8 protein-coding genes are annotated in these 13126 nt (G+C 55.1%); 2 read left to right on the top strand and 6 right to left on the bottom strand.

The window, feature by feature from the left end; genetic code table 11:
- Positions 1–76: 76 nt before the first annotated feature.
- A complete protein-coding gene (locus ACN0UH_RS09305) occupies positions 77–1879 on the bottom strand; it encodes an acyl-CoA dehydrogenase (RefSeq protein ID WP_417661801.1) in 1803 nt (600 codons plus the stop codon).
- Between the two features lie 118 nt (positions 1880–1997).
- On the bottom strand, positions 1998–3176 hold the full coding sequence (locus tag ACN0UH_RS09300) for a YbfB/YjiJ family MFS transporter (RefSeq protein WP_417661800.1): 1179 nt from the start codon (positions 3174–3176) through the stop codon (positions 1998–2000).
- 161 nt (positions 3177–3337) lie between these two features.
- Between ACN0UH_RS09300 and ACN0UH_RS09295 the strand changes: the two genes are divergently transcribed.
- Positions 3338–4186 (top strand): 23S rRNA (adenine(2030)-N(6))-methyltransferase RlmJ, encoded by an 849-nt coding sequence (locus ACN0UH_RS09295; protein ID WP_417661799.1) that lies wholly within the window; start codon positions 3338–3340, stop codon positions 4184–4186.
- A 59-nt stretch (positions 4187–4245) separates the two neighbouring features.
- On the opposite strand, the gene msrA is transcribed toward ACN0UH_RS09295, so the two are convergent.
- Positions 4246–4893 (bottom strand): peptide-methionine (S)-S-oxide reductase MsrA, encoded by a 648-nt coding sequence (msrA, locus tag ACN0UH_RS09290; RefSeq protein ID WP_417661798.1) that lies wholly within the window; start codon positions 4891–4893, stop codon positions 4246–4248.
- Between the two features lie 108 nt (positions 4894–5001).
- Positions 5002–7650 carry a putative bifunctional diguanylate cyclase/phosphodiesterase gene (locus ACN0UH_RS09285; protein ID WP_417661797.1) on the bottom strand — a complete coding sequence of 883 codons (2649 nt, stop codon included), beginning with the start codon at positions 7648–7650 and terminating at the stop codon, positions 5002–5004.
- Positions 7651–7728: 78 nt separating this feature from the next.
- Between ACN0UH_RS09285 and ACN0UH_RS09280 the strand changes: the two genes are divergently transcribed.
- Positions 7729–8259 carry a hypothetical protein gene (locus tag ACN0UH_RS09280; RefSeq protein ID WP_417661796.1) on the top strand — a complete coding sequence of 177 codons (531 nt, stop codon included), beginning with the start codon at positions 7729–7731 and terminating at the stop codon, positions 8257–8259.
- A 78-nt stretch (positions 8260–8337) separates the two neighbouring features.
- Here ACN0UH_RS09280 and aceF read toward each other — a convergent pair whose 3' ends face one another.
- Together aceF and aceE are read right to left on the bottom strand one after the other, a co-directional pair.
- On the bottom strand, positions 8338–10278 hold the full coding sequence (gene aceF, locus ACN0UH_RS09275) for a dihydrolipoyllysine-residue acetyltransferase (RefSeq protein ID WP_417661795.1): 1941 nt from the start codon (positions 10276–10278) through the stop codon (positions 8338–8340).
- 11 nt (positions 10279–10289) lie between these two features.
- Complete coding sequence (aceE, locus tag ACN0UH_RS09270; protein WP_417661794.1) at positions 10290–12935, bottom strand: pyruvate dehydrogenase (acetyl-transferring), homodimeric type; 2646 nt, start codon at positions 12933–12935, stop codon at positions 10290–10292.
- Between the last annotated feature and the right edge of the window lie 191 nt (positions 12936–13126).

The raw sequence follows: 13126 nt of genomic DNA, 5'->3' as shown, positions 1-13126 counted from the left end.
AGGCTGGGCGCTGGGAGGCGGTGTGTGTTGGCGTTCACCTTGTGCACGTTGCATGCACAAGGTGGCATTTTTATGCCTAGAACCAGTTGTCCTGCATATTCAGGCAGGTGTCGTCGCGGCTTTCGAGGATTGTCAGTTCGTGATGACAGCTCGGCACTTCCCATGTCAGAAAATAGCGCGCCGCTTGCAGTTTGCCTTGATAGAAATCCTGATCAGCCGAATTACCCTTTGCCAACCCTTGTTCCGCATGGATTGCCTGCTCAAGCCAGCGCCAGCCAATCACCGCATGGCCAAACACTTTCAGGTATAAAGCTGAGTTGGCCAGGCTCTGATTAACTTTGCCGCTCATCAAGTCACCGAGCAATGTCAGGGTAACGCTGGAAAGTCTCGCCAGCAGTTGCTCAAGGGGCGCGCGCAGATTGTTCAGTGATTCGAAAGCGCTGGCTCGCTCGCAGCATTGCTGGATCAGCTTGACCAACTGTTTGAGCGCAGCGCCATTATTCATCGACACTTTACGGCCCAGCAGGTCGAGAGACTGAATACCATGTGTGCCTTCGTGAATCGGATTCAGGCGATTGTCGCGGTAATACTGTTCAACCGGGTATTCACGGGTGTAGCCGTGGCCGCCAAGAATCTGGATAGCCAGTTCATTGGCCTTGAGGCAATACTCCGAGGGCCATGATTTAACAATCGGCGTCAGCAAGTCGAGCAACTCCAGCGCGGTGCGGCGTTGCTCTTCGGTTTCCAGCGTCTGGGTGTCATCGAACAGGCGTGCGGCGTACAAACCCAGATCAAACGCACCTTCGACATAGGCTTTTTGTGTCAGCAGCATCCGGCGCACATCCGCATGCTCAATAATTGCCACCTGTGATGCGCTTGGGTCTTTACCATCGGGCAACCGACCTTGCGGGCGTTGCCGGGCATAGTCCAATGAATACAGATAACCTGCGTAACCGAGCATTACGGCGCCCATGCCGACACCAATCCGCGCTTCGTTCATCATCTGGAACATATACGCCAGCCCGTGATGTGGCTTGCCTACCAGATAGCCGACACATTCACCGTTATCGCCGAAGTTAAGCGCTGTTGAGGTGGTGCCGCGCCAGCCCATCTTGTGAAACAAGCCAGCCAGCAATACATCATTACGCTTGCCCAGCGAGCCGTCGTCGTTAACCAGAAACTTGGGCACGATAAACAGCGAAATACCCTTAACGCCGGGTGGCGCATCGGGCAGTTTGGCCAGAACCATGTGCACGATATTTTCTGACAATGGATGGTCGCCGCCAGAAATAAAGATCTTGTTGCCCTTGAGCCGGTAAGTGCCATCCGCCGCGGGTTCGGCACGGGTACGAATGTCCGAAAGCGAGGAGCCCGCATGCGGCTCGGTAAGGGCCATGGTGCCGAAGAAGCGCCCGTCAATCATCGGCTCTAGAAACCGTTTTTTTTGCGTTTCATCGCCGAATGCTTCAATCAGGTTGGCAGCACCCATTGTCAGCATTGCGTAGGAAGATGTGGCTATGTTTGCCGACTGAAAGTGGGCGAAGCAGGCTTGTGATAACAAATTAGGCAACTGCATGCCGCCAACGTCGAATTCGCGTGTGGCGTTGAGAAATCCAGCTTCAAGGAAGGCGTCGACTGCTGGTTTGATTTCCGGAATCAGTTTGGCAGCACCATCAACGTATTCGGGCTCGTTTTCATCATTCTTGCGGTTGTGCGGTGCGAACAGGTTTTCAGCGATGCTCCGCGCGGTATCGATTGCCGCATCGAACGTCTCGCGGCTGTGCTCAGCAAAGCGTTCGCGCTGGGTCAATGCCTGGGCGTCGAGCACTTCGTAAAGTTCGAACGCAAGATTACGGGCGTTAAGCAAAGTCTCGGACATGATTGGCCTCCTGTTAGTCGCGCCGAGTCTAGGCAGGCGCCGCGGCACTGCCCAGTATTATCCATCGGCGTGATAAAGCTCTACATCAGACCGCATGCCGCCAGCTGTATACACCTGCTTAACGGGGCTGGACCGTGTTGCGTGGAATCACAAATGTCCAGCAAAGCCCCCAGAACAGCGCTCCCGCGCCAATCGCAAAGCATTGGGTTAGCGTGGCGCCCATTTGCAGGGCTTGTTCTGCAAGCCACGGGCCGAGTAACTGGCTGGCGCCATACAAGGCGATAAGTGCAGCAGACAGGCGTGGACCTTGATGCGGGTGGAGTTGCCGGGCAAGGCGTTGGGTCAAAAACACTGTGCCGATAAAACTGCCGCCGACCAAGATTGCGCAGAGCAAAATGCCCACCGAACCGGGCCACAACATGGGTGCCGCAGCGCCAAGCCCTTGCGCGGCGTAATTGCACAGCAATGCCCGACGATCGCCAATTCGCGCGCCGAGGCTGTTCCACAGTGCAATTGAGATCAGGCTGGCAGTGGCCGTCCATAACCAGGCGCCACTGACGAGCGGGTCGCTCGGGTCGAGTTGCGCTTTTGCCAGTGAGGGTAAAAATGTCATCGGCAAGATGTAACCCAGCCCGGCGCCGGTGTAGGCAAGAAATAGCGGCGTGCTGGCGCGGTCAAACAAGCGAGAGTGTGAGCGCTGTACCTGAGCCGCAGGCGCATGCAGTTTAAGTCGGCTGAGCAATCCAATACTGAGCAAAGCCAGCGGCAGGCCCAATATCGCCATTGGCCACCAACGGTCTGCGCCGTCTAACCAATTTGCTGGCCAAGTAGCGGTTGCGCTTGAAAGCAACAAGCCACCGCCCAGCCCTAGGTAAATCAAGCCGCTCAGGCGCGTGCGCTGGTGTTGGGCCAGCCACTCAAGGACCAACGCCGGAGCTTGAACAAACACCACGCCATTGGTGATGCCATTAGCCAGGCGCAGCCATGTCAGGCTTTCAACCGAGGTTGCATAGACTTGCGCCAATGTCAGCAGAGCATTGAACAAGAGCGCCAAGGGCAGAGCGATGCGCATGCGTGCTGGGGCATGCAGGGCCAATGCGAGCAATGCACCGATCAGATAGCCGATGTAGTTCCAGGTCGCGACTCTTGCGCCTTGTTCGAGCGTTAGGAAACCATCACTGATCAAATAAGGCAGTAGCGGCGTATAGGCGAAGCGGCCTAGCCCATGAACCACAACCAACGCGCTTGCTCCGGCGAGCAAGGCAAGGATCACGTGACGCTGGGGGAGAGTATTCATTCGAGGACTTAATAAAGTGAGAACAAAAAACTAGCGGGTACTGCCAGCAGAAGATTGCCATCAACGGCAATCATAGCGCCTGCCGGTTAAATGCTGCGTGAATTCAAGCTGCGAAGTCGAGCGAAGCGGTTAAACTGTAGGGCTTCGAGGAGCCCAATACCATGAACTACCGCCACGCCTATCACGCCGGCAATCACGCCGATGTCTTAAAACACCTGATCTTATGCCGGATGATTGCCCTGTTGTCACGTAAGGAAGCGCCATTTGCCTACCTCGACAGCCATGCGGGTGTGGGCTTGTATGACTTGCGCGGCGACCAGGCTACGCGCACAGGTGAGTGGCTTGAAGGGATTGCCAAGCTTTGGCTGGCCGATGACGTGCCTGAGCAATTTGCCGACTATCTGCAGGTGATCCGTACAATGAATCCGGGTGGTGAGCTGCGTCATTACCCAGGCTCGCCAGAGCTGGCGCGAATGCTTACTCGTGAACAGGATCGTTTGCAGCTCAATGAGAAACACCCGGAAGATGGACGTTTACTCAAAGAAAACATGAAGGGTGATCGGCGCGTGGCTGTGCATCTTGGTGAAGGCTGGCATGTGCCGCGTGCGTTGTTGCCGACTCAGGAAAAACGCGTGTTGATGCTAATTGATCCACCGTTTGAGCAAGATGATGAGCTGGACCGCTGCGTCGAGTCATTAAACGATGCGATTGGTCGTATGCGCCAAGCAATAGTTGCGATCTGGTATCCAATCAAGGATCTGCGGCAGCTACGCAAGTTTTACCGCGATCTTGAAAAGAGTTCGGCGCCTAAACTGCTGCGTGTCGAGTTGTATGTTCATCCTGCCGATGAGTCGCTGCGCTTGAATGGTTCCGGGCTGGTCATCAGCAATCCGCCGTGGGGCCTGGAAGACGAACTCAAGCAGTTGCTGCCTTGGTTGGCCGAGCGTCTTGGGTTGACTCAGGGTGGCTGGCGTATGGACTGGTTGATCGAAGAAAAAACCTCGAGTTAAGCGCACCCATAAAAAAGGCGACCTGGCAGAAGCGAGGTCGCCTGTTTGTATGCGTTTAATTATGCGGGCAGGCAAACACCGGTGCCGCCCAAGCCACAGTAACCGCTTGGGTTTTTTGCCAGGTATTGCTGGTGATAGGCCTCGGCGTAATAGAACTCGCCAGCTTCCGCGATTTCAGTGGTGATGCTGCCTAAGCCTGCTTTATCCAACTCTGCCTGGAACATTGCCTGGCTTTGCAGCGCTTTAGCCAACTGATCTTCGCTGTTGCAATAGATCGCTGAACGATATTGGCTGCCCTGATCGTTACCCTGACGCATGCCTTGCGTTGGGTTGTGAGCCTCCCAGAAGACTTTTAACAGCGCCTCAAAGCTGGTGATTTTAGGGTCAAACACCACCAGTACGACTTCAGCATGCCCGGTCAAGCCTGAACAGGTTTCTTCGTAGGTTGGGTTGGGGGTGATCCCGCCAGCGTAGCCCACCGCCGTGCTCCACACGCCGGGCTGTTGCCAGAAGCGCCGCTCAGCACCCCAAAAGCAGCCAAGGCCAAACACTGCGGTTTCCAGTCCATGCGGGAACGGCCCCTGGAGAGCGTTGCCATTGACGAAGTGAGCGTCGGGTACAGTCATTGCTACGTCCCGGCCCGGCAATGCCTGCTCGGCTGTTGGGAGTTCTAGTTTGTTTACAAGAATTTGCGAACGCAGAGCCATGAGCCATTTCCTCAACATCGTTTTCATGTGCTTGATAGACCGTCATTGTGCGACGACGTTACAAAATCGGCCAGCCTGAACTTAGGCAAAGCAGCTAAGACCTAAGCTCTAGTTGCGAATATACCGCTTCAAGCTGTCAATCAGGTTGCGCCCGGCTATCGCTTTGTCGAACAGAAAACCCTGGCCGATATCGCATCGCTGGCGCCTTAAGAACTTCAACTGAGCGCTGGTTTCAATGCCTTCTGCAACAACTTTAATCTTAAGATTATGCGCCATGGCGATCACCGCCGAGGTGATCTCCATATCATCTTGATTCTGGGGGATGTCTTTGATGAAACTGCGATCAATTTTGATCACATCAATCGGGAATTTCTTCAAATAACTAAGCGACGAGTAACCCGTGCCGAAGTCGTCCATAGCCAAACTCAGGCCGAGTTTTTTTAAGCTTATAAGTTGGCTGCGGGTGTCGTCGGTCGCCTCCAGCAGCAGGCTTTCGGTTAGTTCAAGCTCTACCCGTTCGGGCGGTAGCTGTTCTTCTTCGATGATTGCGCGAATCGCGCCGACCAGGTCCGGGTCAGTGAACTGTTTGGGCGAGACATTGATCGCCACTTGTATGGCGCCCATGCCCACGGCGGCAAGTTGCACACTCATGCGACAGGCTTGGCGAAACACCCATTTTCCAATCGGGATGATCAGTCCAGTCTCTTCGGCAACACCAATGAATTGGTCGGGGCTGATCATGCCTTTTTGCGGATGATGCCAGCGCAATAGCGCCTCAATGCCGACCAATGCGCCGGTTTTCAGGCACAGCTTGGGTTGATAGAACACCTCAAGCTCATTCTGGGTCAGGGCGCGGCGTAAGTTATTTTCGACAAATAGTTTGTGGTCGGCCTCGGCATTCAGCGCCTCGGTGAATACACAGACCTGATGCTTACCGTTGGCTTTGGCCTTATGCAGCGCAAGACCGGCGTGCTTAGTGAGTATTTGTGGATCGGTGCCATGAGCAGGTGCGCAGGCCAGGCCAATCGAGCCCGTAATACTGATCAGTTGATTATCGACGAACAGCGGTTTGTCCAAGGTTTTCAGGACTTGCGCAGCAATCACTTGGCCAGCATCAAGATCGTGATGATCGAGCATGATGGCAAATTCATTGCTGGCAAAGCGCGCCATAATTGCTGTCGGCGCCAAGGTATTGCGCAGGCGTTTAGCCAAGCTGGAAAGCAGCTTGTCACCGGTTTGGTGGCCGAGGCTGTCATTGATCCGCTTGAAGTTATCGATGTCTACCAGTAGCAGGCTGATGCCGGTGTTGTCAGGCACCGCAAAGCGTTTTTCCAGCGCCCGGATAAACGAATAGCGATTGCCAAGACCGGTCAGGTTATCGCGAAAGGCGAGGCGCTCAATGCGTTGTAATGCGCTTTTGCTTTCGGTGATGTCTTCGTAGATGCCGATGTAATGGGTCAGCGTCCCGTCATCGGCATGTACCTTGGAAATCGACAACTGGCTCCAGTACGGCTCAAGGTTCTTGCGTCTGCTTTTGAATTCGCCTTGCCAGCTATTGTGACCCGATAGGCCCGACTGACTGTTAAATAGCAGATCGCTGAGGTTCTCCAGCGCGGGCAGTTCAGAAATGCGTCGCCCTTGCACCTCTTCAGAGCTGTACAAGGTTATCGCGGTGAAGCTGGGGTTTACGTACTCAACCAAGCCATCACGGTTGAGCAATATGAATGCACTGGCACTTTGCTCCACCGCGCGTTTAAACAGGTACAACGCTTGTGTTGCGGTGCGCCGTTCTTGGTTTGACAGCACTTGCGCATATTGATCAGCCAGTTCGCCGCAAAAAGCTATTTCGTCGGTCTTCCACTGACGTGGCCCGCCAACATGCTCAATACACAGGATGCCGATGACCTCACCGTCCACGCGAATCCCGGCATCGAGCATGGCGCCAATATTCAGTGACTTTAAATAGTGCTGCAATTCAATCGCGCGTGGATCGTTCAAGGCATCTTCGATATGCAGCGAGCGCCCAGCGCGCATGATGTTCATGTAGTTTGAGTTGAGCTTGAGGCTTTGCTCTTCTTTATGGTGTTGTTGATTGTCAGCCTGGTACACCGTCACCGATTCAAGCAATTCGCCATTGGTCAGCCAGATGCTCGCCCGCCCAGCCAAATAGGTTTCGCATGCCGTTTGAGTAATCAGTTTGGCTGCATCCTGTAATGCGTCACCTTGATAGACATGGCTGGCCAACCGCAGGATTAACTTTTGCTGGGCAAGAGTACGTTTTTTCTGCTGTAGCGGATCTTCAATCAGCGGCAGCAGTTGTTCTTGCGGGTTGTGTTGCGCACCCGGCGCCAGCTCCGATTGAGGCGTGTCGGTGACCAACAAATAGCCGCGTAATAGATGATGTCCACGCTGCTTGAACGGCTCACCCATTTCCATCAGGTTGAGCGCGCCTAAAGGCGTGTGCAGGGTGTAATGCACTAGGTAATGTGATTGCAGGCTCAGTTGCTGCTGGATTTGATCATGCAGTGAATGGCGCGCTTCTGGCTCCATCAGACTGGCGTAGGGGGACTCAACCAGTGCGCATAAATCGCTCGCAGCAATACCTAGTTGACGCTCGCAAGAAGGGTCAAGAAACAGTAAGGCCCAACTGGCCTCATTCATCCGCTCGAAACGCAGCATGCCCAACCGTGATGGTACTGGCAACTGCGTCACAACCTCGGCCGCCAGTTGGCTGGCGACGGTGGGATGGCTTCTCATTAAGTGCTTTGCTTCCAGTATGCTGCGTTGGGCGAGGTAATCCGCCCAATTCACTATAGCGTCAAGTAAGGGTGCATTATGCAAATGCGACTGACAAGAAAACTAATTTTTGCCTTTTTGATTGGCAGCGGCTTGGTTCCTGTAACCACTGTATCGGCCGAACCTGCCGCAGGCTTGAGCAGTGCCGAGCAAGCAAATTACCTGCATGAGCTTAAACGTCTATACAACACTCAAGATGAGCGCAAAGCGCTGCTTGCGCATGTCAATAAACTGCTCCTGACCTATGCCTTGCGCGCGGGGTATCAGGTCGGTCAAGCAGACCGTAATGACCTTATATACAGCGTGGCTCTAGGCGCGCAGGGCGAGTTGTTGTTGCGTGAAGAGACTCGTGGCGAGAACAGTAGCGATATCGCCGTACGCAACCAACGTATCGACGTCTTCGGTGTTGACCCTTTTATTCGCTATGACTGTCCGACGAGCGGGATAAGCTGCAGCCTGAATAATCCTGTAACGAGCAACAAAATGATCACCATTGTGCGAGATAACAAGGGTGCTGCTGAGTTGGCCAAGGCCATGAGTTACTTGATCCGTAACGTGCAGAAAGGTTAGACCGCAAGATAAAAAAACCCCGCCAATGGCGGGGTTGAGGATGCGAGCGTGGCGTGCTCGAAACGTATTGCTAAGTCGTTACAGGAGCATGGTGCGGATATCGCCCAGTACATCGCCTAAACGCTTGGTGAAGCGAGCAGCTGCAGCGCCGTTGATCACACGGTGATCGTAGGACAGCGACAGCGGTAGCATCAGTTTTGGCTGGAAGGCCTTGCCATCCCAAACCGGCTGGATGGTCGCCTTGCTGACACCAAGGATCGCAACTTCAGGCGCGTTGACGATCGGCGTGAAGCCGGTGCCGCCAATGTGGCCAAGGCTGGAGATGGTGAAGCAGGCGCCTTGCATGGCGTCCGGAGAAAGCTTTTTGTTGCGCGCTTTATCCGCCAGTTCAGCCGCTTCCGCCGCTAATTGCAGCAAGCTCTTCTTGTCGACGTCGCGGATAACCGGAACGAGCAAGCCGTCCGGGGTGTCCACGGCGAAGCCAATGTGCACGTATTTCTTGCGGATGAAGGCTTTGCCGCTTGGTGCGAGCGAGCTGCAGAAATCGGGCATTTCCTTGAGCATGAATGCGCACGCTTTAAGCAGCAGTGGCAGCACGGTCAATTTAACTCCAGCTTTCTCGGCTACAGCTTTTTGCGCAACGCGGAAGGCTTCAAGTTCGGTGATGTCGGCCGAGTCGAACTGGGTCACGTGCGGCACGTTCAACCAGCTGCGGTGCAAGTTGGCGGCGCCAATCTGCATCAGGCGAGTCATCGCCACTTCTTCGATTTCACCAAACTTGCTGAAATCGATTGCCGGAACCGGAGGAATACCTGCGCCGCCCGTCGCGCCAGCTGCTGCCGGTGCTTGCTTGGCTTTGTTCATTATGGATTTGACGTAAACCTGCACGTCTTCCTTGAGGATTCGGCCTTTCGGACCGCTGCCAGGCACATCAGCCAGATCAACACCAAACTCGCGTGCTAGCTGACGAACAGCCGGGCCTGCGTGAACCTTGCCGCTGGTGGCAGGGGCTGGGCTGGTCGCGGCGGCCGGAGCTGCAGCTTTTTCAGGTGCTTTGGCAGCTTCTGCTTTCGCCGGGGCAGGGGCCGCGGAAGGCGCCGCTTCTGCAGGTGCGTTGCCAGCAACTTTGAGCTTGAGAATCAGGTCGCCGGTACCGGCTTCGTCATCCAGTTTGATTTCAACGCTTTCAACCACGCCAGCAGATGGCGAAGGCACTTCAAAGCTGGCTTTGTCTGACTCAAGCGTGAGCAGGGACTGATCAACTTCGATGGTGTCGCCTGCCTTGACGAACAGCTCAATAACTTTGCCCTTGGCGTCAGAGCCGGTGTCCGGAATGCGCACTTCTTCAATCGAAGAACCCTTGGCCGGAGCAGGTGCTGCGGCCGCGGCAGGTGCTTCTTTGGCTGGGGCGGAAGCAGATTCCTGTTTAGCCGCAGGAGCAGCTCCCTCAACTTTTAGCTTGAGGATCAGGTCGCCGGTGCCAGCTTCATCGTCGAGTTTGACCTCAAGGCTTTCAACCACACCTGCCGCTGACGAAGGCACTTCAAAGCTGGCTTTATCCGATTCGAGGGTGATCAAGGATTGATCAACTTCAACGGTGTCGCCGACCTTGACGAAGATCTCAATGATCTTGCCTTTAGTATCCGAGCCCGTGTCCGGGACGCGTACTTCTTCGATGCTTGAAGCGCCTTTCTCGGCAGGAGCTGCAGCAGCTTCAGCCTTCGGTGCCTCTGTTTTGGCTGCAGCTGGCTCAGTCTTTTTCTCAGGCTCGGCGGCTGCGCTTTCGCCTTCAACTTCGAGTTCTAACAGCTCGTCACCTTCTTTCAAGGTGTCGCCCAGCTTGACCTTGATGCTTTTGACGACCCCGGCTTTAGGCGCCGGGATCTCCATGCTGGCTTTGTCAGACTCAAGGGTCAGCAGGCTTTGTTCGGCTTCAATGGTGTCGCCGACCTTAACGAACAACTCAATTACTTCACCCTCACCACTGCCGATGTCGGGTACGCGAATCAATTCACTCATCGTTTCGCTCCTTAGCAGTCCAGTGGGTTGAGTTTTTCTGGGTTGATGCCGAACTTGGCGATGGCTTCAGCCACCACTTTAGGTTCGATATCACCGCGATCAGCCAGAGCTTCAAGTGCGGCCAGCACTACGAAGTGGCGGTCAACTTCGAAGAAGTGACGCAGCTTCTTGCGGCTGTCACTGCGGCCAAAACCGTCAGTGCCCAGGACTTTGTACTCTTTGCTTGGAACCCACTGACGAATCTGGTCAGCAAACAACTTCATGTAGTCGGTGCTGGCAATAACCGGACCTTTACGGCCAGTCAGGCACTGCTCGACGTAAGTCTGCTCTGGTTTCTGTTCTGGGTGCAGGCGATTACGGCGCTCAACAGCCAGGCCGTCGCGGCGCAGTTCGTTGAAGCTGGTAACGCTCCACACGTCAGAGGCGACGTTGAACTCTTCACGCAGGATCTTCGCTGCCTCACGCACTTCACGCAAGATGGTGCCGGAACCGAGAAGCTGCACGTGGTGGGCTGCTTCCTTGGTGTCTTCCTCGAGCAGGTACATGCCTTTGATGATGCCTTCTTCAGCACCTTCTGGCATGGCTGGCTGCTGGTAGGCTTCGTTCATCACGGTGATGTAATAGAAGATGTTCTGCTGCTCTTCCATCATCAGGCGCGTGCCTTCGCGAATGATCACCGCCAGCTCGTAGCCGTAGGTTGGGTCGAAGGTGCGGCAGTTCGGGATGGTCGCCGCCATGATGTGGCTGTGACCGTCTTCGTGCTGCAGGCCTTCGCCGTTCAGTGTGGTACGTCCCGCTGTACCGCCGATCAGGAAGCCACGGGTGCGGCTGTCGCCCGCGGCCCAGGCCAGGTCGCCAATACGCTGGAAGCCAAACATCGAGTAGAAGATATAGAACGGCAGCATTGGCTGGTTGTGGCAGCTGTAGCTGGTGCCCGCGGCGATGAACGAGGACATCGCGCCCGCTTCGTTGATGCCTTCCTCGAGAATCTGGCCTTTCTTGTCTTCGCGATAGAACATCACCTGGTCTTTATCGACCGGCTCGTACAGCTGGCCTACAGATGAGTAGATACCAAGCTGACGGAACATGCCTTCCATACCGAAGGTACGGGCTTCGTCCGGGATGATCGGAACGATGCGCTGGCCGAGTTCCTTGTCCTTGACCAGTTGCGCGAGAATCCGCACGAAAGCCATGGTGGTCGAGATTTCACGGTCGCCCGAGCCATCAAGGATCGCTTTGAGCGTATCCAGCGGTGGCGTTGGGATATTGAAGCTGTTGGCGCGACGCTGCGGCACAAAACCGCCCAGCGCTTCACGGCGCTTGTGCAGGTACTTGGCTTCTGCGCTGCCATCTTCTGGCTTGAAGAACGGCAGGTTCTCAAGCTGGTCGTCATTGACTGGGATGTCAAAGCGATCGCGGAATTTCTTCAGGCTATCAACATCAACTTTCTTGGTGTTGTGCGCTGTGTTTTTCGCTTCGCCTGCACCGGTGCCGTAACCTTTGATGGTCTTGGCCAGAACCACGGTCGGTTGACCTTTGTGGTTGACTGCATCGTGGTACGCCGCATACACCTTGTATGGGTCGTGGCCGCCACGGTTGAGTTTCCAGATCTCGTCGTCGGAGAGGTCTGCGACCATCGCCTTGAGTTCAGGAGAGTTGAAGAAGTGCTCGCGAACGAAGGCGCCATCTTTGGCCTTGTAGTTCTGGTATTCACCGTCGATCACTTCATCCATGCGGCGTTGCAGGATACCGTCGGTATCCTTGGCCAGCAGTGGGTCCCAGAAACGGCCCCAAACGACTTTGTTCACATTCCATTGGGCGCCACGGAAAACGCCTTCGAGTTCCTGAATGATTTTGCCATTGCCGCGAACCGGGCCATCGAGGCGCTGCAGGTTGCAGTTGATGACAAAGATCAGGTTGTCGAGTTTTTCGCGGCCAGCCAGGGAAATGGCGCCGAGCGATTCTGGCTCGTCACATTCGCCGTCACCCAGGAAACACCAAACTTTTTGCTTACCTGCTGGGATAAAGCCACGATCTTCGAGGTATTTCATGAAGCGTGCTTGGTAGATCGCCTGGATCGGACCGAGGCCCATCGATACAGTCGGGAACTGCCAGAAGTCGGGCATCAACCAAGGGTGCGGGTAAGACGACAGGCCTTTGCCATCAACTTCCTGACGGAAATTGATCATTTGCTCTTCGCTGATTCGACCTTCCATGAATGCGCGGGCATAAATGCCGGGAGCAACATGGCCTTGGAAGTAAATCAGGTCGCCGCCGTGTTCTTCGGTCGGGGCTTGGAAGAAGTAGTTGAAGCCGATGTCATACAGCGTCGCGCTGGAAGCGAAGCTGGAAATGTGGCCGCCCAAGTCAGGGTCGGTCAGGTTGGTGCGCATCACCATCGCCATTGCGTTCCAGCGCACCAACGAGCGAATGCGGCGTTCCATGAACAGGTCGCCAGGCATGCGTGCTTCGTGGGTTACTGGGATGGTATTGCGGTATGGTGTGGTGATGGCGTACGGCAGTTGGGCACCACTGCGGGTGGCCAGTTCGCCTAAGCGAGTCATCAGGTAGTGAGCGCGGTCTTCGCCTTCTTTGTCGAGTACAGACTCAAGTGCGTCCAGCCATTCCTGGGTTTCGACGGGATCGAGGTCTTGCATGGCTTGCTCCAGGGCGGAAAGGCTTCCAGAATCGGAGGCCAGGATTCACAGCCGGTTTTGTAAACTGGCCATTTAAAATTCTTGGATGTACCGGAGGTAGGACCGGCGCCGTGTAGTTTTACTACATTTGGACGTCGATTTCAGCACTTTGGATACAATCTTTAGTAGCAAAACTACACTTTATTTAGTTG

The sequence above is a fragment of the Pseudomonas sp. genome, from assembly GCF_048265905.1.
GTDB lineage: Bacteria > Pseudomonadota > Gammaproteobacteria > Pseudomonadales > Pseudomonadaceae > Aquipseudomonas.
Note: the sequence above shows the minus strand (reverse complement) of the source record. Positions and strands in the feature narration are given on the sequence as shown.